Below are 20,280 nucleotides of genomic sequence, written 5' to 3' on the forward strand. Positions count from 1 at the left end.
CGGAGGCGGATGAATCAGCGCGGCGAGCCAATTACAGTGGAAGGCATGGGTTTGAAGTCGGTCGCGATGCGCGCTGCCTCCGTGTTCACGCATCCTGCGCCGCCGCACGACTTCCTCGCGTTGATCAATCCACTGTCCTCCGCCCGCCAGCTGCGCGGCGTGGTCACCGCGGTCCGGCCCGAGACCGCGCACTCCACGACGATCGCCTTCCGGCCCGGTGATGGCTGGTCACCGCACGACGCCGGCCAATGGGCCCGCATCGGCGTGGAGATCGACGGTGTCCGGCAGTGGCGGTCCTATTCGCTGTCCGCGCCGGCGGGTGGCGACCCGGAGATCACCGTCACCGCGTGCGGCAAGGTGTCGGCGCACCTGGCGCACGAGACCCGTGTCGGTGACATCTTCTTCCTGGCACCGCCGCAGGGCGAGTTCCTGCTGCCGACCGGTCCGCGTCCGCTGTTGATGCTCACCGGCGGCAGCGGCATCACCCCGGTGATGTCGATGATCCGCACCTTGCTGCCCAAGCGTTCGGACGCCGACGTGGTGCTGATCCACTCCGCACGGGACGCCGAATCCGCCCTGTTCGGTGACGAACTCGCCGAGCTGGCCGAGCGGCACCCCGGCTTTCACGTCGTGCACCGCTACACCAGCGCCGAGGGACGGATCGACCTCGGATCCGTCGCCGACCTCGACGCCCTGTGCCCCGACTGGCGCAGCCGCAAGACCTACGTCTGCGGACCGGCCGCGATGCTCGACGACGCCGAACGACTGTGGCGGGACGCGAACCTTCCGGAGACCTTGACCGTTGAACGCTTCGAGACCGCGAAGCTCACCGACGTCAGCGGCGACGGTGGCACGGTGATCTTCGAGAAGTCCGACCGCGAGGTCCAGGCCGATGCGAGCACCCCTTTGCTCGAGGTCGGCGAGGAGGCCGGCGTGCTGATGCCCAGTGGTTGCCGCATGGGCATCTGCCGCACCTGCCTGACCCCGCTCCTGTCCGGCCGCGTGCGTGACCTGCGCACCGGCGAGATCAACGACACCGAAGGCGACCTCATCCAGACCTGCATCTCGGCTGCCGCCGGGACCTGCCACCTCGACATCTGATCAAGGACCCCAAGATCGTGACGCTCACTCCTGAACTGACCAACGAGACCACCGCGACCCCCACCGCGGTCAAGAAGCGCACCGGCGTCCTGCCGACCACGGGCGCACCCCTGGTCAGGCCGGACGATGCCGCGCACCTGACCGACGAGCAGGTGCACCAGCTCGGAGTCGAGCTGGACGCGATCCGCGACGAGGTGATCGCCCAGCGTGGCGCTTCGGACGCGGCATCCATCCGCCGGGTGATCCGGATCGCCCGCGGCCTGGACGCCGGTGGCCGCATCGCGCTGGCCTTCAGCAAGAGCAAGCTCGGCTGGACGCTCGGCACCGGCGCCATCGCGCTGTGCAAGGTGCTGGAGAACATGGAGATCGGGCACAACGTGCTGCACGGCCAGTGGGACTGGATGCGCGACCCCGACATCCACTCCACCACCTGGGAGTGGGACTTCGTGGCCCCGGCCCGGGGCTGGCAGCACACGCACAACGACATCCACCACACCTGGACCAACGTGCTGGGCAAGGACCGTGACGTCGGCTACAACATCCTGCGGGTCAGCGACGACCAGCCGTGGCAGCCGCGGGACATCTTCAACCCGGTCGTCAACGCCGCCCTCGCGCCGTTGTTCGAGTGGGGCATCGCGTCCTACGACCTCGAGTGGGACATGGTCTCGGCCGGTCTGAAGACCAAGGAGGAGTTCAACTCCGACCTCGCGGCCCTGAAGAAGAAGGCGATCCGCCAGGTCGCCAAGGACTACCTCGCGACGCCGGCGGCCGGGCTGCTGGCCGGCAACTCCTTCAAGCGCGGCCTGGCCGGCACCGTCACCGCCAACGTGGTCCGCAACGTGTGGGCGCACGCGGTGATCTTCTGCGGCCACTTCCCGGACGGGGTGGACGTCTTCACCGAGGAGATGATCGAGGGCGAGACCCGCGGTGACTGGTACATCCGCCAGATGCTCGGGTCGGCCAACCTGTCCGGCTCCAAGCTCTTCCACATCCTGACCGGCAACCTGTCGCACCAGATCGAGCACCACTGCTTCCCGGACCTGCCGTCCAACCGCTACATCGAGGTCGCGCCCAAGCTGCGCGCCGTATGCCGCAAGTACGGCCTGCCCTACACCACCGGCCCGCTGCCCAAGCAGCTCTTCCAGACCTGGAAGAAGATCTGCCAGCTGGCGCTCCCTGACGAAGACCGATGGGAGACCATCAAGGCGGTCTACTCCCCTAACAAGGAGAAGCGGCGCCGGGCTCGTATGGCGCTGCCGAAGCCGGTCCCGCGCACCGCCTGATCCGGCGACTGCCGGCCCTCACCGGACCGCCATACGGCTCGCACAGCGGGGCCACACCGGCGGCCGGTTGAGTGGTCGGCATGAGCACCACGAGCACGTTGCTGCACCACGACGATTCGTCCGGTTTCCTGCGGCGTGCCGGCCGCGCTGTCCTGGGCAGCGCGGCCATTCTCGTCGTGGGCGCCGGCGCGCAGCCGGCGGCGCAAGCAGCAACCGGCTCCGGTGCGGCCTCGGCGGCGCGAGACGGTTTGGCTGCCGGGCACAGCGGGTAGCCGCGCCAGGGTGCGCGCGAGTCTGGAGGCACGCCTGCGAGGGATCCGCCAGGACGTCGACGGAGCCCGGCCAGTGCGCGTCGTCCTCACCCTCGCCGCAGTGCTCGCGCTGCAGGCCGCCGACGGCTCGGCGATCGGCTCGGACGCGACCGCCCTGGAGTCCGGGCTCGGCATCACCGTCACCCAGATCGGCCTGCTGCTGAGTGTCGGGATCATCGTCGGTGCGGTCATGTCCGTGCCGGCCGGTGTGCTGGTCGACCGCTTCAACCGCACCCGCTTGCTCACCTGGGCCGTTGCCGGCTGGGGCGTCGCCATGGCAGCGTCGGCCGCGGCGCCCGGTTACCGATGGCTGCTGGCCGCGCGCCTCGGCCTCGGCGGCGTCGCCGCGGCCGCCGGCCCGGCCGTCGCGTCGTTGATGGGTGACTACGTGCCGGCGAGACATCGCGCCCGGATCTACGCGTACGTGCTGTGCGGCGAACTGATCGGCGCCGGTTTCGGCTTGGTGGTCGCGGGCGAACTCGCGACCATCAACTGGCGGATCCCGTTGGCATCGCTCACTGTTCCGACCATCGTGGTCTGCTGGTTGCTGCACCGGATGCCCGAGCCGGAGAGGGGCGCGCAGGCGGCACCGACCGGGTCCGGCACACCGGACGGACACCTCTCGCTGTGGCAGGCGGTGCGGTACGTGCTGAGCATCCGCACCAACGTCGTGCTGATCGTGGCGTCGGCGCTCGGCTACCTCTTCTTCGCCGGCGTACGTGGTTTCGCCGTGCAGTTCGCCGAGCAGCAGTACTCCCTGCCGCAACCCATCGCGGTCCTGGTCGGGCTCCTCATCGGCGTGGCCGCAGTGCTCGGCCTGGTGCTGGGCGGCCGGTTGGCCGACCACCTGCTGCGCAACGGCCATCCGACGGCCCGCATCGTGGTGCCCGCCTGCAGCGTCTTCGTCGCGACCGCAGCCTTCCTGCCGGGCATCCTGACCCACCGCCTCTGGCTCGCCATGCCGCTGCTGCTGGTGGGCGGCGCCGGCATCGGCGCCTCCACCGCACCGTTGGACGCCGCCCGGCTCGACATCGTCCGGGCGAACACCTGGGGCCGCGCCGAAGCGGTGCGCACGCTACTGCGCGACGCCGCCGAAGGCGGAAGCCCGCTGCTGTTCGGCTTCCTGGCCGGTTCGGTGTTCGCCGGACACCACGGACTGCGGGACGCGTTCGCTCTCACCCTGCTGGCGCTGGTCGGCGAGGGGATCGTCCTGATCACCATCGCCCGCCGGACCTACCAGCGCGACCGCGACGCGGTCTCCTCGACCCGCACCCGGCGATGAGCCGCTGCGCCGATGACCGCGCCCAGCACCGCACCGATCAGACCGGCCACGGCCAACACGATCGCGGTGATGATGGCGGCCGAGCTGCCGCTCCAGGAACCCACGTGGATCCGCGGGAACAGGTCGAACTGGTAGAGCACCGCATACTTCGTGCTGGACGCCTCGACGATCAATGACGCCACCACGGCGGCGATCGCTGCCCAGAACCACACCGACAGCCCCTCCAGCGCTCCGTGCTTGCGCGCCATCGTGCCGCAGACATAGCCGCCGATGAGGCAGACCAGGAAGGCCAGGATCAGCAGGGCGATGGCGCCGCTCCAGGTCACCGACGCCGGCTGGCCGGCGCGAGCGCCGTCCAGGGCCTTCGCGATGGTGTGGCCGGAGCCGGCCCGGGCCACCACGGCGTGCACGACGGACGCGATGACGACGTAACTGCCGACCGCGGCGAGGAACCCGCACAATCCGCTGCCGAACTGCGGTGCACGCGGGGCGATCCGGCGCTTCTCGACGACGACGTCGGATGCCACCGGCCGGACCGCCTCCGCATCACCGGCGTCCCGGACCGCGCGCCGGTCCTCCGGTGCGTCACCGCGTGCGTCATCGCGCACCGCCGGATCGCGTACGTCGTCCGCCGACCGCTCCCGGTCGGCGACATCGTCGTCGTTCTTGTGCAATGGATTGAATCGCATGGTCATCATCTCGATTCCTGATCGGGTGCGCTGTCGGTCGCTGGACACGTGCAGCCGGCACCTGTCGCTACCCCCGCCCGGCATACCCAAACAGCCCGACGGCCGCTGCGCTCCCCCGCCGATACTTCGCGGGGGCCCCGGCTAGGTTGATGCCATGCCTCGTTCGATCCTGCTGGTGCGGCACGGCCAAGCCTCGTTCGGCATGAGCGACTATGACCAGCTCAGCGACGTCGGCCGCACTCAGGCGCGGCTGCTCGGGCAGTTCTTCAGCACCCGGGAGGTCCGGCCCGAACGGATCGTCAGCGGCAGCCTCAACCGGCAACGCCAGACCGCCGCGGGCATCTGCGTCGCCGCCGGGTGGGTCACGCCGACCGACGTGGACGCGGCCTGGAACGAGCTGGATCACGTGGAGGTCATCAACGCGTTCAAGCCGGCATACAAGAACATGCTGGTGCTCAAGGCCGACATGGTGCGCACCCTGCGCCCGCGGGCCGCCTTCGAGGACATGTTCACCCAGGCGATCGCCCGCTGGGCCGGCGGCGAGCACGACGAGGACTACACCGAGAGCTTCGCCGCCTTCGACACCCGGGTGCGCACCGCGATGTCGTCGCTGCTCGACGGCGACGCCGAGTGCACCCTGGTGGTCTCCAGCGTCGGCCTGATCTCCTGGATCATCGCGCGGCTGCTCGTGCGCGAACCCTGGGACCGCGACGTGCGCGACCCGGAACGCCCCGACACCAACGACCTGGCGATCGAAAGCATCTGGCGCGCCACCTCGATGGCCGGCTACAACACCGGCGTCACCCGGCTGCAACTCGACAAGGACGGCCTCCCGCAGCTGCTGACCTACAACGAGATCGGACATCTGCCCGAGGCCAAACTCGTCACCGCCCGCTGAATACCGAGCGGACACATTACGCACTGACCGGACACGAAATCGGGGCCGATTTTCGTGTCCGCTCGGTGTGTTTCGTGTCCGCTCGGCGAAGGGGCGCGTCGGTCAGGGGCGCGTCGGTCAGACGCGCGGGTATTTGCCCGACACGACGTCGCCGACATACCCGTCGTAGTAGGGCACATAGCCGCCGGCGGCGTCGGTCAGCACCAGGACCGGGTCGTCCCCGGGCTCGGTGAATCCCTGGTTGCGCAGCTCGACCTTGCGGCTCTTGAACGTCGAGGTGTGCTCCAGCGAGTCCGTGACGCGGATGAAGAGTGGCACCGCGTATGACGGCAAGGAGCCGGCCAGCCGGGCGGCCCAGGCGCGACCGTCCAGCTCCGCTCCGTCGTGCAGGACCACGGCCGCCATACCGGCCTTGCCGTCGGTGCCGGGCACCTCGACGCCGTAGACGGTGACGTCGTCGACCTCGGCCAGTTCGTCGATGGCGCCCTCCACCTCGGTGGTCGCGACGTTCTCGCCCTTCCACCGGAAGGTGTCGCCGAGCCGGTCGACGAACGCCACATGGGTCAGCCCCTGGTGGCGGACCAGGTCGCCGGTGTTGAACCAGACATCACCGTCCTTGAAGCCGTCCCGCACCAGTTTCGCCTCGGTGGCGTCCTCGTCGGTGTAGCCGTCGAACGGCGCCCGGCCGGTAACCTTCGCCAGCAGCAGCCCGACCTCACCCTTCTTCACCTTGTGCAGCCGGCCCTTGGCATCCCGGGTGGCCGCGCCGGTCTCGGTGTCGTAGGCCACGACCGAGTAGGGCAACGGACAGGTGCCGGCGGTCTGGTCGAGGTTGTAGGCGTTGATGAAGGCGATGTTGCACTCGCTCGCGCCGTAGAACTCGGCGATCCGGGCGATGCCGAAGCGCTCCTGGAACTCCGCCCAGATGTCCGGCCGCAGTCCGTTGCCGACGATGACGCGTATGCCGTGCTCGCGGTCGACCGGCTGCTCCGGCTGGGCGAGCAGATAGCGGCACAACTCGCCGATGTAGACGAACGCCGTGGCGTCATACCGGACGCAATCGTCCCAGAAGTGGCTCGCGGAGAACTTCGGCGGTATGGCGATCGCCGCCCCGCTGACCAGCACCGCGCCGAGCGCGACCGTGACCGCGTTGTTGTGGTAGAGCGGCAGCGGACAGTACATCGTGTCGGTCGCCTTCAGCCGCACGCCGAGCGCGCCCAGGCCGCTGTAGGACTTCAGCCAGCGGAAGTGGCTCATCACCGACGCCTTCGGCATACCTGTGGTGCCAGAGGTGAAGATGTAGAACGCCTTCTCGTGGGCGACGATCTGCTCGCAGACCGCCGGGTTCTCCGCCGACTGCGCCTCGGCCGCCTGGTGCAACTCGGTGAAGGTCAGCGTCTTCTGGGCACTGGCGGCATCGCCTGCCGTCGCCAAGCCGTCGGCACAGTCGTCCTCGACCACGACGACGCGAGCGTCCAGGATGCCGAGGCTGTGCGCGAGGACGTCGGAGCGCTGGTTGTGGTTGAGCAGTCCGGCGATGGCCCCGAGCTTGACCGTCGCGAGCATCACCAGCAGGTTGTCGATCCCGTTGTGCGCCATCAGCCCCACCACGTCGCCGCGCCCGGCGCCGAGCGACTGCAGCACGTGGGCATAGCGGTTGACCAGCGCATTGGCCTCGCCATACGTGAGAGTGCGGATGCCGCCCCGGCCGTCCTCTCCCTTGACGAACGGGCGGTCCGGATGCCGGGCGGCGTTCTTCTGGAAGATCAGGCCAAGGGAGTTCTTGGCGGTCGGCTTGCGCAACAGCAGGCCCGGAGCCTCGCGGGCGAGCAACGGCAGGTCCGGCAGGATGCCGAATGCGCCCTTGCCGAGATCGAGCAGGCTGACGCGCTGACGGGTCTGTGGGCTCACTGGAACGACTCCTTGCTGCTGACTCCGAGGCTCCGGGCAACCCAGCTTACCCACGAGTAACCAGTTGGTGAGGGGTTCGGGAACCGTCAATGAATTGTGCTCGCCCCATCCGGCGTGGCACAGTGTGCGGACCATGAAGAGCTGAATCCGTCATCGCTCGCGTCCGCGGCGGCACCTGCCCGGCGAGCACACCCACATCTGGTGGAACGGATGCTTCATGTCATTGCAGATCACTGATCTCGTCTTCTCGTATGCCGACCGCCGCGTCCTGGACGGTGTGAGCCTGTCCGTCGCACCCGGGTCGACCGTCGGCCTGGTCGGCGAGAACGGCTCCGGCAAGTCCACCCTGCTGCAAGTCGTCGCCGGAGCGCGCGATGCCGACGGCGGCGACGTGCACCGGCCCGCGGACTGCGGCTACTTCAGCCAGGACACCGGGCTGGACCCCTCGGCCACCCTCTCCGAGGTGTTGTATGACGCCCTGGCGCCGTTGCACGAGGCCGTCGAGCGCCTGGAGTCGCTCGCGGCGCGATTGGAGCACCAGCCCGAGCTCGCCGACGACTACGCACGACTGCTGGACTGGGCCACGCTGCACGACGCCTGGGACGCGGACCGCCGTGCCGAGGTCGCGGCGCACCGGCTGGGACTCGGCGCACTGGAGCCGACCCGGACGGTCGCGTCCATGTCCGGCGGCGAACGCTCCCGGTTGGCCCTCGCGGCGCTGCTGACCCGCCGGCCCGAGGTCTTGCTGCTCGACGAGCCGACCAACCACCTGGACGACGAAGCGCTGGATTTCCTGGAACAACAGCTGAATTCGATGACGGGTGCCACCCTGGTCGCTTCGCACGACAGGGTCTTCCTGGATCACGTGTGCACTGCGATCGTCGATCTCGACCCGTCGTATTTCGGCACCGACGGCCGGGGTGGCCGCCTCTTCTCCGGCAACTTCACCGACTACCTGACGGCCAAACACGCTGCCCGGGATCGGTGGCAGGAGGAGTTCGAAGCGCAGCAGGAGGAGCTCAACGGCCTGCGTGCGGCCGCGCGGACGACCAACACCGATATCGCCCACAACCGCGGTCCGCGGGACAACGACAAGTTCATCTACGGCTTCAAGGGCCAGCGCGTCCAGGCGACGGTGAGCCGCCGACGCCGCAACGCCGAGCAGCGCATCGAGTTGCTGGAGCGTGAGCGGATCCCGAAACCGCCTGCGGCGATGCGGTTCTCGGGATCGTTCGACCGCGAGCCGATCGCGGCGGTGTCGCTGCGCAACGTGCGAGTGGCCGGCCGGCTGCGGTGCGACCGGATGGACGTGGCACCGGGAGACCACCTGCTGGTCACGGGCGCGAACGGCGCCGGGAAGTCGACCCTGCTGGATGTGATCGCCGGGCGCCGCTCCCCCGACTCCGGACAGATCGACGTGCATGCGCGGCAGGCGGGACTGCTCACCCAGGATGTCAGCCTGCCTGACCGATCGAAGTCGGCGAGTGCGCTCTTCACCGGCCTGTCGATCTCGTTGTCGTCCTTGGGGTTGCTGCATCCGCGCGACCACGGGCGACCGATCGGTGAGCTGAGCCTGGGCCAGCAACGTCGGGTGGAACTGGCGCTCTTGCTCGCCCAGCAGCCGGACCTGCTGCTGCTCGACGAACCGACCAATCACCTGTCGCTGACCTTGGTCGACGAACTCGAGGAGGCGCTCGACGTCAGCCCGGTCACCGTCATACTCGCCAGCCACGACCGCTGGATCCGGCGACGCTGGACCGGCGACGCCATACAGCTGCAGCCGGCGTGAAGGGCAGTAGGTTGGCGACATGGCAGCCAAGGGCAGCACACCCGCGACCGAGGTCGAGGCCGGCGAGCACACGGTGCGCATCTCCCACCCGGATCGCGTCTACTTCCCCGAGCGCGGTGAGACGAAGCTGGATCTCGCGCGCTACTACCTGGCCGTCGGTGACGGCATCGTGCGTGCGCTGCGCGACCGGCCCACCATGCTGCACCGTTATCCGACCGGGGTGACCGGCGAGAAGGTGCACCAGAAGCGGGTGCCCCGTGGTGCGCCGGACTGGTTGGAAACAGTGAACATTCACTTCCCGCGCTGGAACCGCACCGCCGACGAGCTGTGCGTCACCGAGATCGGCGCGGTGATCTGGGCCGTGCAGATGTCGACCGTGGAGTTCCACCCTTGGAACTCGCGGCGGTTCGACGTCGAACGGCCCGACGAATGGCGCATCGACCTGGATCCGATGCCAGACGCGGGCCTGGATCGGGTGCGGCGCACGGCACACGTTGCGCACGAACTGCTCGACGAACTCGGCATCACCGGCTACCCGAAGACCTCCGGCGGGTCCGGCCTGCACGTCTACGTCCGCATCGAGCCCGAGTGGGGCTTCCAGGACGTCCGGCGGGCGGCGCTCGCCTTCGCCCGCGAGGTCGAACGCCGCGCACCCGAGGATGTGACCACTACCTGGTGGCGCAAGGACCGCGACCCGAGGTTGGTCTTCGTCGACTACAACCAGAACACTCGCGATCACACCATCGCCGCCGCCTACTCGGTGCGCGGCAATGCGGCGGGCACCGTCTCGACACCGTTCACCTGGGACGAACTCGACGACATCGAGCCGCAGGACTGCACCATCGCCACCGTGCCGCAGCGGTATGCCGAGCGCGGCGACCTCACCGCCGGCATCGACGACGAGGCGTTCCGGCTCGACACGCTGCTGGAGTGGGCCGACCGCGACGAGCGCGAGGGCGCCGAGCAGCCGCCGGAGCCCGAGTAGCCGCCCGTGCCGCCGGCAGGGCACGAGCCGCCGCGTCAGCCGGCGAGGCTGGGAACCTCTGCCACCACTGGAGATTCGTCGATACCGCCACGCCCCAGCGTTGCCCGGAGCACCGACAGGTGTGCTTCGAGCGGTCGCCGCGTGCGACGCATCCGCCATACGCCCAACAGGTCGTCACGAGCCGTGCTGGCGAGGCGGACGCGGCTGTCGGGATCGTCATACCAGTCGACGGGCACCTCGTGGATCCGCAGCCGGGCTCGCTCAGCGAGGACGAGCAGCTCGGTGTCGAAGAACCACGTCTCGTCCTCCACGAGCGGCAACAGCTGCTGCGCGACGTCCTGGCGGATGGCCTTGAATCCGCACTGCGCGTCGGTGAATCGGACTCCTAGCGACCGCTGCAGGATGAAGTTGTAGGCGCGGGAGTTGAATTCGCGCTTGACGCCTCGCACGACGTTCGCACCCCGAGCGAGCCGTGACCCGATGGCCAGGTCCGAGTGACCGGACATCAGCGGCGCGACCAGCGGGAACAAGGCGCTGAGGTCGGTGGACAGATCCACATCCGTGTAGGCCAGGACCAGCGCATCCGATGACAGCCAGGCATCCTTGAGCGCCAGACCCCGTCCCTTGCGGCTGACGACCAGCACGCGCACTTCCCTCAGCTCCGCGGCAAGCCGCCGGGCGATCGGCAACGTGCCGTCGGTCGAGCCGCTGTCAGCGACCGTGATGCGGAACGGATACGGGAACTGCTCGAGCAACAGCGCCCGGACGGCGTGGACGCTCGCTGCCAGCACGTGCTGCTCGTTGTGCACCGGTATGACGACATCGAGGACGATCGGGCTGGGGCCCGACCCGGCCGGCGGACCACTCTGTGCGTGAAGGGTTTCCATCAGATACCTGCCTTGTTCAGTTGCTCGCGGACGACGAACCGGTCGGCTGGGTGAGGTCGTAGAAGGTCGATCCCCCGATCGTCACCTTCGGATAGTGCGACTCCACCCAGGAGGTGATCTGCTGTGCCACATCAGAACCGCCCTGCTGCCCACCGCCGCCGACACCACCGGCCAGGAAGTAGTGGATCCGTCCCGCCGCCACGTAGCCCTGGAACTGCGCCAGCGTGGGTGATGGGTCACTGCCGTTGAAACCACCGATCGGCATCACCGGCTCCCCGGTCGCCAGCTGTAGGCCGGCGGCGTTGTTGCTGCCGATGGCCGCGGCGACCCAGGTGTACCTGCCGGCATCCGCCTGCAGCGCGGTGACGACCGCAGTGCCCGGGGTGCTTGCGTCGAGGAGTCCGCCCATTCCGCCTGCACCCGCACGCCTGGTCTGCGCCGGGGCAGCAGCCTGTCCGGGCGCCGCTCCGGTCGTGCCGTTCCGGCCCGCGAGACCACCCGGCACGCCGCCGGCCGTGGGCGCAGCCGGACCTCCGCCCATGCCACCGACGCTGGGTCCTGCTGTGGGGATCGATCCGGTGTGTGCGGAGGTCACCGTGCTCCAGCTGTATGCCGCGGGCCCGGCCAACCCGGCGGCGATCGCGCCGGCCAGCACCAGGGGAATCACCTTGTGATGCAACCAGTTCAGGGCCAGCAGCAGGAAGGCGGACGACATACCTACCGCCAGGATCGACACCCGCAGCCAGTCACCGTAGGCCGACACCCGGGTGAGCAGGATGAACGACCCGGTGGCAGCGGCGGCCGCCGCCGTCGCAAGGGTGATCGACCCGACCGCCTGGTGCCGGCACTCCCAGGCTTCCCGCGCGCCCATGCCGACGACGGCGGCGATCGCCGGTGCCAGAGCGACCGTGTAGTACTGATGGAAGATGCCCGCCATGAACGAGAAGGTCAGCCCGGTGACCAGCAGCCAGCCACCCCAGACGAGGTATGCCGCCCGGCGTGCGTCGGTCCGTGGCCGCCTGCCCCGCAGGGCGATCCCGGCGCCGAGCAGGATCAGGGCTGCCGGAAGCAGCCACGAGACCTGACTGCCGACCTCCGATCCGAACATCCGGGTGATGCCCGTGTCGCCCCACATTCCGCCGCCGGCACCGCCCGGGCCACCGCCACCGACCGAACCGGTCTCGTTGCCACTCAAGCGACCGAACCCGTTGTAGCCGAACGTGAGGTCCCAGAACGAATTCGTCTGGCTGCCACCGATGTACGGCCGCGCTCCGGCCGGGACCAGTTGCACCACCAGCACCCACCACCCGGCAGCCGCGATCATCGCGCCGAGGCCGGCAACGAGGCCGAGCAGTCGACGTGTCAGGCCGGCACGAGCGGCGACGAGATGCGCGATCGCGAAGAACGGTATGACGAGGAAGACCTGGAACGTCTTGGTGAGGAAGCCGAAGCCGAGGAACACCCCGACCAGTGCCATCCACCGGATCGAGCCCTGCTCGATCGCCCGCAACGTAGCCCAGGCACCGAGCGTCATCAGCAGGACCAGCAGAGCGTCGGGATTGTTGAACCGGAACATCAACGCTGCCACCGGAGTCAGCGCGAGCACGGCACCGGAGAGAAGCCCGGCCGCCGGGCCGAAGTGTCGCCGCACCATCGAATAGACCAGTCCGACCGTCGCGACACCCATTAGCACTTCCGGCATCAGGATGGCGAACGAATTCAGGCCGAAGACTCTGATCGAGAGCGCCATCACCCACAGCGCCGCGGGTGGCTTGTCCACGGTGATCGAGTTCGCTGCGTCCGACGACCCGAAGAAGAAGGCCTCCCAGTCGACCGAACCTGCCTGCGCCGCAGCGGAATAGAACGAGTTCGCCCACCCGCTCGCGGTCAGATTGAAGAAGTACAGCACCGCCGTCGCGACCAGAAGCACGATCATCGACGGACGGGCCCAGGACGGGTCCTCCTCGTGTCCGCGCCACATCCGGGAGAGGCGGTCCGAGGCCACGACGGCACCGGCATCGGCCGGTGCGCCGTTGCGGACTGCCTGATCTGAGGTCCGCAGTGGTGCGGTCACTGAATTCATGACGAGAACCGTGGCGCCGCTGCTTGTGGCACTGCTGTGGCGCCAACCTGGGCCCGCCGTGAACGATCAGCAGACCTGGTGCGCTTTGCCAGCGCGCCGAGCGCCATTTCAAAGCAGGACCACAGCCGGCACCGCGACGTTGATCCGCGACAACCGATCCGAAGCTTGGAAGGACGCCGTTCATGACCCAAGAGACTCCCGGACGACCGACGCCGCCGCCGGGCCAGCAACAGCCGCCGGCAAGTGCCCCCGCGCTGCGCCGGCCGCGCTGGTCGGGCAAGAAGACGGCCGTCGTCGCGGCGATGGCGATCGGCCTGTCCTCGGCCGGGGCGATCACCGCGGCAGCCGCCGTGCCGGCCGGCACCGGCGGCGGTCGACCGGGTGGCGGCCTGGGCAACTTCCGCCACGTCGAGGGCGGTGGCACGGCAGGAGAGCCGCGCATCGCACAACAGCCGGGCACCGGCGGCCAGGGCGAGACACCGCCCGGCCCGGACGGCGGCAGCCAGGGCGGCGGCGCCCCCGGTCAACGCGCCGCGGGCTCCGGGAGCTGACTCAGACCGACACCAGGGCCGCCATCGCGTCGAGCCGCTCCCGCGCCAGCTCACCCATGCTGCGCTCCTCACCGTCGGCGATCCACTGCTGGAACGCCAGATGGAAGATCGTCACGCCGGCTTCGGCGGCGAGTGTCGCGGTCGGTTCGCCGATCCCGCGATCTCGCATCAGTTCACCGAGCCGCGTCTTCAAGCTGGCCAGCTTGCCGAGTTCACGCTCCTGCAACGCGGGTTCACCGCCGATGATCGCGGCACGCGTCCGGGCGAACGTCCGGCGCTCGAGCGGGAAGAACTCACCCGCCGCCTCCAGCGCACGCCGGACGAGTTCATACGCAGGGGTGCCCGCCGGCGCCGCCTCGATGGGGTCGGTGAACAGCTGCAGGAAGTCCTCCTGCCCGGCGAAGAGCACCTCGCGCTTGTCGGCGAAGTGACGGAAGAACGTCCGCTCGGTGAGTTCGGCCGCTGCGGCGATCTCGGCGACGGTGGTCTGCTCGAACCCGCGCTCGGCGAACAATCGCAGGGCGACCGACTGCAGTCGTTCCCGTGCCCCGGGTTGCCATCGCGCCATATCCGCAGGTTACCGATGACAGTTACTGACATCAAGGTGTGCGTCGCTGATGTCAGTTCATGACATCACGTCGATGTCAGCTGCTTCTCCCAGAAAGGACACAGCCATGCGCGTATTTGTCACCGGAGCCTCGGGCTGGATCGGCTCGGCCACCGTCGATGACCTGCTGCAGGCAGGACATGAGGTGACCGGCTTGGCCCGCTCCGACACCTCCGCCGCAGCGCTGCACGCGAAAGGCGTGACGGTGTTGCGCGGCGATCTGGACGACCTGGATTCGCTGCGCCGCGGAGCGCAGGCAGCGGACGGCGTCATACACCTTGCCAACAAACATGATTGGGCCAATCCGGCGAGCTCCGCCGCTGCCGAGCGGACGGCCGTGGAGACGATCGGTGAGGTGCTGGTCGACAGCGATCGACCGTTCGTCTTCGCGTCGGGCGTGGCCGGTCTGGTTCAAGGTCGGCCGGCCACTGAGGACGACCCCAGCCCGCATGTCGGTCCGCACTCCCTGCGTGGCGGGGCCGAGAACCGGGCCTTCGAGTTCGTCGACCAGGGCGTGCGCGCCGTGGCGGCCCGGTTCGCGCCCACCGTGCACGGCGCCGGGGACCACGGCTTCATCGCCCACCTGGTCGCCACAGCCCGCGACCGCGGGGTGTCCGGGTATGTCGGCGACGGGACCAATCGATGGGCGGCGGTGCACCGTTCAGATGCCGCGCGACTCGTGCGGCTCGGTCTGGAGGGCGCCGCGGCCGGGGCGCGGCTGCACGCCACGGCGGAGGTGGGCGTGCCCCTGAAGGACGTCGCCGAAGCGATCGGCGCCGGGCTCGGATTGCCGGTCGTGTCGGTCGATCCGCACGACGCGCCGGCGCACTTCGGCTTCCTCGGCCGGTTCGTCGGCGCGGACGGCGCCACCAGCTCCGAGCTGACCCAGTCGCTGCTGGGGTGGGTCCCCACCGGCCCGACGTTGCTGGAGGACATCAAGGCCGGCGCCTACTTCGAGGTGTGAGCCGCGGCGGACCTACAACGCGGCGACGGCGTCGGCGATCGGCGTGCCGCCGTTGTTGAACCGCACCATCGCCCCGATGGTGTTGTCCGCCGGGATCAGGGCGGCCACCACGGCCGCGACGTCGGCCCGTGAGACGGCACCGGCCGCCAGCGCGTCCTGACCCCCGACCTCGATGCGTCCGGTCGGCTCGTCGTCGGTGAGCCGGCTGGGCGCAGCGATGGTCCACCGCAGGCCCGTGCCGCGCAGATATTCGTCGGCCGCGGCCTTGGCCTCGGCATACGCGAAGAACGAATCGTCCTCGGGGACACCGTGATCCGGCGAGGCACCGAAGTACGAAACCATGACGTAGCGCTCGATGCCGAGCTCTGCCGTGGCGTTCATGCTGCGGATCGCAGCGTCGCGGTCGACCGCATAGGTGCGCGCCGGGTTGCCGCCGCCGGCGCCCGCCGACCAGACGACGGTGTCGACACCCTTCAGCAGGTCGCCCAGCGCGGCGACGTCGAGTTGCTCCACGTCGGCCACGAGGGGCGTCGCGCCGGTCGAGGCGACCTCGGGTGCGTGGTCCTCGTTGCGGAACAGCGATCGCACCTGGTGACCCTCGCGGACCAGCTGCCGCGCCAGCAGCATCGCGACCTTGCCGTGCCCGCCGATGATGGCGACCGAACTCATCTCAGACCTCACTTCTTCCTGGTGCCCAGCGCCTGGAGCTTCTCGACGATCTTCGGTGTGGCCGGCCGGCCCTTGCCGACCTGACGGCCGGCCGCGTTCATGGCTCGATCGTAGATCGGTCGCGCGTAGCGCTTGGCGGCATACGCGATGTGACCGTCACGGTCGGTCAGGATGATGTGCTTGCAGGCCTTCATGCCGGCGAAGGCGACCGCCGCCACCTGGTCCGCCGACCGCGGCGCCTTGGTGATCATGTCGGTGCCGCTGGCCTCCATGTCCACGTCCTTGCCGTGGAACGACTCGGCCAGGTTGGTGCGAAAGAACGACGGGCAGATGACCGACACACCGATGCCCCACGGCGCCAGCTCCGACCGCAACGTCTCGCTGATCGCGACCACACCCGCCTTGACCGCGTTGTATGACGCCATCGCGGGCGCGTGGACCAGCCCGGCGAGCGACGCGGTGTTGACGATCTGTCCGCTGCTCTGCTGCTTCATCATCGGCACGAAGGTGTGACATCCGCGGGCGACACCGAGCAGGTTGATGTCGGTGATGCGCCGCCACTCCTCCATGTCGGCAACGTCGATCCGACCGCCGGCCGCGATGCCGGCATTGTTGACCAGCAGGTCCAGTCCGCCGTAGGTCGACTCCACGAAGGCGCGGGCCGCGTCCCAGTCCTCGTCACGGCTGACGTCGAGCCGCACGTAGTCGACGCCCTCGGGCAGCGAGCCCTCCGGTGCACTCTGGTGCACGTCGCCGACCAGGACGCGGGCACCGTCGGCGACCAACAGCCGGACCAGGGCCTGCCCGAGACCGGAGCAGCCGCCGGTGACCAGGCAGCGGGCGGCGGCATACGAGCGGGCGGGCCGTCGGGTGCGAGCAGCGAAAGGAGTGCGCATGCCACCCACCCTAGACATGCTTACCGACAAGTAACCACAGCGTCATTCCAGCAACGCCCGGATGTCGTCGGGCGTGATGGCGCCCCCGACACCGCCGTCGCCGTCCACGACCTTCTCGAAGAGCGCGCGCTTGCGCTCCTGCAGCGCGACGACCTTCTCCTCGATGGTGCCGGCGCTGACCAGCCGGTAGACCATGACCGGTCTGTCCTGCCCGATGCGGTGCACGCGGTCGATGGCCTGCGCCTCGGTCGCGGGGTTCCACCACGGGTCGAGCACGAAGACGTAGTCGGCCTCGGTGAGGGTCAGGCCGACACCGCCGGCCTTCAACGAGATCAGGAAGACCGGGTCGTCGCCGTTCTTGAAGTCGTCGATGACCTGCTGCCGCTTGCGGGTGCGACCGTCCAGGTAGGAACTGGCGAGGCCGGCCTTGTCGAGGGCGTCGCGCGCCAATCGCAGGAACGTGGTGAACTGACTGAAGACCAGTGCGCGGTGGCCTTCCGCTGCGAGCTCGCCGATCTGCTCGACCAGCAGGGCCAGTTTCGCGGACATCTCGCTCTCGGTGCTGGGCACCTCGTCGACCAGTCTCGGATCGAGGGCCAGCTGCCGCAGCCGGGTCAGCGCGGCCAGGATCGCCACGCGGTTGCCCTCCGGGTCCTCCAGCAGCCCGAGCACCCGCTGCCGCTCACGTTGCAGGTGCCGCTCGTAGGTCTGGCGGTGTTTGGCGGTCAGCTCCACCCCGAGCAGCTGCACCTGCTTGGGTGGCAGATCGCCGGCCACCTGCTCCTTGGTGCGACGCAGCATGAGCGGCCGGACGCGACGGCGCAGTTGGTCGAGCAGCTCCGGAGACTCGCCCCGCTCGATCGGCTTGCGGTAGCGCTGCTTGAACAGGTCGGGGCGCGGATAGAGCCCGGGCGCTGCGAGCGCCAGCATCGACCACAGGTCCATCAGCGAGTTCTCCAGCGGAGTGCCGGTGATCGCGAGGGTGAACGGCGCACCGATCCGCTTGGCCGCCTGGAAGGTCTTGGACGTGTGGTTCTTGACCCACTGGGCCTCGTCGAGCACCAAACCGTTCCAGCGGGTCTGGGCGAACTGGTCGGCGTCCAGCCGCAGCACCGCGTATGACGTCACCACCACATGGGCGCCCGCGATGGCCTCGGCGACGGTGCTGCCGCGGCGCTTGCCGGTCTCGCTGAGGGCGACCACGCGCAGGTCCGGCACGAATCGGGCCGCCTCGCTCACCCAGGTGCCGACCACCGAACTCGGTGCGACGACGAGCACCGGCACGTCCAGCTCGCCTTCCTCCCGGGCTCGCGCGAGCAGCGCCAACGTCTGCAGCGTCTTGCCCAGACCCATGTCGTCGGCCAGCACGCCGCCCAGCGCGCAGTCCCACAGCGCGGCCAGCCAGGTGAATCCGTCCAGCTGATAGGAGCGCAACGTCGCCTGCAGCGACCGCGGAATGCTCGGGGCGGTGAACCGGTCGAGGTCACGCACCCGCTCCAGCTGGCGGGTCCATCGCTCGCTCTGCTGATCGATGACGCCCAGCTGCTCGAGCTCCTCCCACAAGCCGACGTGGAATCTGTTGAGCGCGAAACCCTCGCGCTGCTTGTCGGACAGCTCTCGCGCCTCGGCGATCAGCCGCTCGAGCTGCAGCAGCTCGGGCCGGTCGAGACTGAACCAGGTGCCGGACGCCAGCAGCATGGCCTGGTCGCCCCGCGCCAGCGCGGCGAACAGCTCGGCGAAGGGCACCTCCTCACCGTCGATGGTGACGGTCACGTGCAGGTCGAGCCAGTCGGTGTCCTCGGAGTCCGAGGCGCCGATGCGGATCACCGGCGCCACGGTGCTCTCCTCGAACGACGGCAGCTCGCCGTCGATGACCAGGTCGAGGTCGTCAAACTCCTCCAACTCGGTCAGGCTCTCCGCGAACCGCACCGCCGGCCACCCGCGCAGCAGGCTGCGTCCCACGGGCCACCAGCCGAGCCCGCCGACCAGCTCCATCAGCTCGTGGTCGCGCAGCGTCTCCTCGAGCCGGGCCACCAGCGCGTGCTCGCCGGCGCGGTCGCGGGTGCAGTCGTAGCTGTCGAGGGCGACCGGCTTGGCGTGCTTGCCGGCGTAGAGCATCTCGGCCGAGACCTGGATGGCCTGCGGCTCCGGCGCGCTGAGGGTGAGCCGCAACCGGATCGGCTCCGGCACCGGCAATCCGTCGCCGGCCACCAGGTGCAGCTGGCGGGTCAGCCGCGGATAGTAGAGGTCGCGGAACTCCTCCGCGTCCTCCGCCGGCACGTCCACCGGCCCGTCGAGCAGCAACGCCCGTGACGCCGAGCTCAGCGGGCCGTCGAGTGCTGCCAGCACGATGCTGCCGTCGTGGCCGACGCGGGCGATGCCGTGGCCCGGGTCGCCCAGGACGACGATCTCGCCGGTCTGCTCGCCCAGGCCCACGACACTCGCCGACCCGCGCAAGGAGCCATCGTCGCGAGCGCCGAAATCGGCGGCGACCCGGACCGGATCGGGCACGAAGCGGACCTCACCGTGGCCGTTGTATGCCGGCAGCAGCTCCACTCCCGCGGCGAGGCACTCGCGCAGCGCGGGCCATACCCCGGCATTGCTCTCATCCAGCTGGACCAGTGGGGCGCCCAGCGACCAGGCGTGCCGGCGGCCGGCGGTGACGTCGCGCAGCGCGGTGACCGCGTCGGCCTGTGCGAGATGGAAGCGTCGGCGGATGCGGTTGAGTCCGACCTCGTCCCAGGAAGCCTGCTTGGACCACCGCTCGGCCTTGGTGCGGTGGGCCAGGCTCAGCGCGATGCGGGTGACGCGCCGCCGGCCGCGCAGCTCATGACCGGCCGACACCCGCAGCGCGAGGCGCACGCCGTCGTCGTGCTGATCGATGCGCGGCTCCTCCAGCTGCTCCTGGACGAACTTGCGCCACGCGGGCAGTTGCGGCGCGCCACCCCCCAGGTGGTCGCGTGCCGTCAGCAGCGTCGCCGCGACGTGCTTGCACTCGGTCGCCACCGGACAGGAACACCGCGAGTGCCATTCGGGCACCCCCTCGAAGTCCTGCATCCGGGTGATCATCACCGTGTAGGGCCGGTCCCGGTTGCCCTCGACGGTGGCCAGCAGCAGCCTGCCCTGATCGCCGGTGTTGATCGACTGCACCCGTTCGGAGTCGACATACAGCTCCGCGCGGTCCAGGGTCAGCTCGCCCATCCGCTCGGCGAGTTGATCGGGTGTCACCCGTTGCACCCACTCGGCGCCGCGCAGGTGCACCGAGGACTCGTACCTCGTCATCGGTGCACCTCCCCGAGCCCGAGTGCCGCCCTTCGGTCGGGCAGCTGCACCGAGAAGTCGTCCCTCGTCATCGGTGCACCTGCCCGAGCCCG

General features: G+C 69.5%; 17 protein-coding genes. 9 read left to right on the forward strand and 8 right to left on the reverse strand.

Annotation, left to right across the window (positions count from 1 at the left end):
* The first annotated feature begins 45 nt into the window (after positions 1 to 45).
* The 4 genes from ACTHL4_RS01670 to ACTHL4_RS01685 all read left to right on the forward strand — a co-directional run bounded on the left by ACTHL4_RS01670 (position 46) and on the right by ACTHL4_RS01685 (position 3,977).
* Positions 46 to 1,101: a ferredoxin reductase gene (locus tag ACTHL4_RS01670; RefSeq protein WP_440280992.1), complete on the forward strand. Its 1,056-nt coding sequence runs from the start codon at positions 46 to 48 to the stop codon at positions 1,099 to 1,101.
* 14 nt (positions 1,102 to 1,115) lie between these two features.
* Positions 1,116 to 2,384, forward strand: a complete 1,269-nt coding sequence (locus tag ACTHL4_RS01675; protein WP_440281100.1) for a fatty acid desaturase family protein — start codon at positions 1,116 to 1,118, stop codon at positions 2,382 to 2,384.
* An 80-nt stretch (positions 2,385 to 2,464) separates the two neighbouring features.
* Positions 2,465 to 2,656: a hypothetical protein gene (locus tag ACTHL4_RS01680; RefSeq protein WP_440280993.1), complete on the forward strand. Its 192-nt coding sequence runs from the start codon at positions 2,465 to 2,467 to the stop codon at positions 2,654 to 2,656.
* 73 nt (positions 2,657 to 2,729) lie between these two features.
* Positions 2,730 to 3,977, forward strand: coding sequence for an MFS transporter (locus ACTHL4_RS01685; protein WP_440280994.1), 1,248 nt, complete (start codon positions 2,730 to 2,732; stop codon positions 3,975 to 3,977).
* Here ACTHL4_RS01685 and ACTHL4_RS01690 read toward each other — a convergent pair.
* Complete coding sequence (locus ACTHL4_RS01690; RefSeq protein WP_440280995.1) at positions 3,929 to 4,675, reverse strand: hypothetical protein; 747 nt, start codon at positions 4,673 to 4,675, stop codon at positions 3,929 to 3,931. The two genes, ACTHL4_RS01685 and ACTHL4_RS01690, sit on opposite strands and share 49 nt — an antisense overlap.
* A gap of 145 nt (positions 4,676 to 4,820) precedes the next feature.
* On the opposite strand from ACTHL4_RS01690, the gene ACTHL4_RS01695 reads away from it, so the two are divergent.
* A complete protein-coding gene (locus ACTHL4_RS01695; protein ID WP_440280996.1) occupies positions 4,821 to 5,564 on the forward strand; it encodes a histidine phosphatase family protein in 744 nt (247 codons plus the stop codon).
* 117 nt (positions 5,565 to 5,681) lie between these two features.
* On the opposite strand, the gene ACTHL4_RS01700 is transcribed toward ACTHL4_RS01695, so the two are convergent.
* Positions 5,682 to 7,475 carry a long-chain-acyl-CoA synthetase gene (locus ACTHL4_RS01700; RefSeq protein WP_440280997.1) on the reverse strand — a complete coding sequence of 598 codons (1,794 nt, stop codon included), beginning with the start codon at positions 7,473 to 7,475 and terminating at the stop codon, positions 5,682 to 5,684.
* Between the two features lie 217 nt (positions 7,476 to 7,692).
* Here ACTHL4_RS01700 and ACTHL4_RS01705 point away from each other — a divergent pair, with 217 nt between their 5' ends.
* Together ACTHL4_RS01705 and ligD are read left to right on the forward strand one after the other, a co-directional pair.
* Positions 7,693 to 9,264 (forward strand): ABC-F family ATP-binding cassette domain-containing protein, encoded by a 1,572-nt coding sequence (locus tag ACTHL4_RS01705; RefSeq protein ID WP_440280998.1) that lies wholly within the window; start codon positions 7,693 to 7,695, stop codon positions 9,262 to 9,264.
* Positions 9,265 to 9,283: 19 nt separating this feature from the next.
* Positions 9,284 to 10,249, forward strand: coding sequence for a non-homologous end-joining DNA ligase (ligD, locus tag ACTHL4_RS01710; protein ID WP_440280999.1), 966 nt, complete (start codon positions 9,284 to 9,286; stop codon positions 10,247 to 10,249).
* A 35-nt stretch (positions 10,250 to 10,284) separates the two neighbouring features.
* Here the strand turns inward: ligD and ACTHL4_RS01715 are convergent, their stop codons facing one another.
* Positions 10,285 to 11,136 (reverse strand): dolichyl-phosphate beta-glucosyltransferase, encoded by an 852-nt coding sequence (locus ACTHL4_RS01715; RefSeq protein ID WP_440281000.1) that lies wholly within the window; start codon positions 11,134 to 11,136, stop codon positions 10,285 to 10,287.
* A 16-nt stretch (positions 11,137 to 11,152) separates the two neighbouring features.
* Entirely contained in the window at positions 11,153 to 13,219 is a 2,067-nt protein-coding gene (locus tag ACTHL4_RS01720; RefSeq protein WP_440281001.1) for an ArnT family glycosyltransferase, read from the reverse strand.
* Between the two features lie 182 nt (positions 13,220 to 13,401).
* Between ACTHL4_RS01720 and ACTHL4_RS01725 the strand changes: the two genes are divergently transcribed.
* The gene (locus tag ACTHL4_RS01725) at positions 13,402 to 13,770 is read left to right on the forward strand and encodes a hypothetical protein (protein ID WP_440281002.1); all 369 of its coding nucleotides are present in this window, start codon (positions 13,402 to 13,404) and stop codon (positions 13,768 to 13,770) included.
* 1 nt (position 13,771) lies between these two features.
* Here ACTHL4_RS01725 and ACTHL4_RS01730 read toward each other — a convergent pair whose 3' ends face one another.
* Positions 13,772 to 14,338 carry a TetR family transcriptional regulator gene (locus ACTHL4_RS01730; RefSeq protein ID WP_440281003.1) on the reverse strand — a complete coding sequence of 189 codons (567 nt, stop codon included), beginning with the start codon at positions 14,336 to 14,338 and terminating at the stop codon, positions 13,772 to 13,774.
* Between the two features lie 106 nt (positions 14,339 to 14,444).
* On the opposite strand from ACTHL4_RS01730, the gene ACTHL4_RS01735 reads away from it, so the two are divergent.
* The gene (locus tag ACTHL4_RS01735) at positions 14,445 to 15,341 is read left to right on the forward strand and encodes an SDR family oxidoreductase (protein ID WP_440281004.1); all 897 of its coding nucleotides are present in this window, start codon (positions 14,445 to 14,447) and stop codon (positions 15,339 to 15,341) included.
* Positions 15,342 to 15,353: 12 nt separating this feature from the next.
* Here the strand turns inward: ACTHL4_RS01735 and ACTHL4_RS01740 are convergent, their stop codons facing one another.
* From ACTHL4_RS01740 to ACTHL4_RS01750, 3 genes are read right to left on the reverse strand one after another with little or no spacing between them, the layout of a single operon-like run.
* Positions 15,354 to 16,010, reverse strand: a complete 657-nt coding sequence (locus ACTHL4_RS01740) for an NAD(P)-dependent oxidoreductase (RefSeq protein WP_440281005.1) — start codon at positions 16,008 to 16,010, stop codon at positions 15,354 to 15,356.
* An 8-nt stretch (positions 16,011 to 16,018) separates the two neighbouring features.
* Entirely contained in the window at positions 16,019 to 16,906 is an 888-nt protein-coding gene (locus ACTHL4_RS01745; RefSeq protein WP_440281006.1) for an SDR family NAD(P)-dependent oxidoreductase, read from the reverse strand.
* Positions 16,907 to 16,948: 42 nt separating this feature from the next.
* Entirely contained in the window at positions 16,949 to 20,188 is a 3,240-nt protein-coding gene (locus ACTHL4_RS01750) for a DEAD/DEAH box helicase (protein ID WP_440281007.1), read from the reverse strand.
* Positions 20,189 to 20,280 lie beyond the last annotated feature (92 nt).

It is taken from the genome of Flexivirga sp., assembly GCF_051955415.1.
Classification (GTDB): domain Bacteria; phylum Actinomycetota; class Actinomycetes; order Actinomycetales; family Dermatophilaceae; genus Flexivirga.

Excerpts from the sequence above, each read along its gene's own strand:
- ACTHL4_RS01670 (WP_440280992.1), top strand. The coding sequence starts at position 46 with ATGGGTTTGAAGTCGGTCGCGATGCGCGCTGCCTCCGTGTTCACGCAT.
- ACTHL4_RS01680 (WP_440280993.1), top strand. The coding sequence starts at position 2,465 with ATGAGCACCACGAGCACGTTGCTGCACCACGACGATTCGTCCGGTTTC.
- ACTHL4_RS01690 (WP_440280995.1), bottom strand. The coding sequence starts at position 4,675 with ATGATGACCATGCGATTCAATCCATTGCACAAGAACGACGACGATGTC.
- ACTHL4_RS01695 (WP_440280996.1), top strand. The coding sequence starts at position 4,821 with ATGCCTCGTTCGATCCTGCTGGTGCGGCACGGCCAAGCCTCGTTCGGC.
- ACTHL4_RS01705 (WP_440280998.1), top strand. The coding sequence starts at position 7,693 with ATGTCATTGCAGATCACTGATCTCGTCTTCTCGTATGCCGACCGCCGC.
- ligD (WP_440280999.1), top strand. The coding sequence starts at position 9,284 with ATGGCAGCCAAGGGCAGCACACCCGCGACCGAGGTCGAGGCCGGCGAG.
- ACTHL4_RS01715 (WP_440281000.1), bottom strand. The coding sequence starts at position 11,136 with ATGGAAACCCTTCACGCACAGAGTGGTCCGCCGGCCGGGTCGGGCCCC.
- ACTHL4_RS01720 (WP_440281001.1), bottom strand. The coding sequence starts at position 13,219 with ATGAATTCAGTGACCGCACCACTGCGGACCTCAGATCAGGCAGTCCGC.
- ACTHL4_RS01725 (WP_440281002.1), top strand. The coding sequence starts at position 13,402 with ATGACCCAAGAGACTCCCGGACGACCGACGCCGCCGCCGGGCCAGCAA.
- ACTHL4_RS01730 (WP_440281003.1), bottom strand. The coding sequence starts at position 14,338 with ATGGCGCGATGGCAACCCGGGGCACGGGAACGACTGCAGTCGGTCGCC.
- ACTHL4_RS01735 (WP_440281004.1), top strand. The coding sequence starts at position 14,445 with ATGCGCGTATTTGTCACCGGAGCCTCGGGCTGGATCGGCTCGGCCACC.
- ACTHL4_RS01740 (WP_440281005.1), bottom strand. The coding sequence starts at position 16,010 with ATGAGTTCGGTCGCCATCATCGGCGGGCACGGCAAGGTCGCGATGCTG.
- ACTHL4_RS01745 (WP_440281006.1), bottom strand. The coding sequence starts at position 16,906 with ATGCGCACTCCTTTCGCTGCTCGCACCCGACGGCCCGCCCGCTCGTAT.
- ACTHL4_RS01750 (WP_440281007.1), bottom strand. The coding sequence starts at position 20,188 with ATGACGAGGTACGAGTCCTCGGTGCACCTGCGCGGCGCCGAGTGGGTG.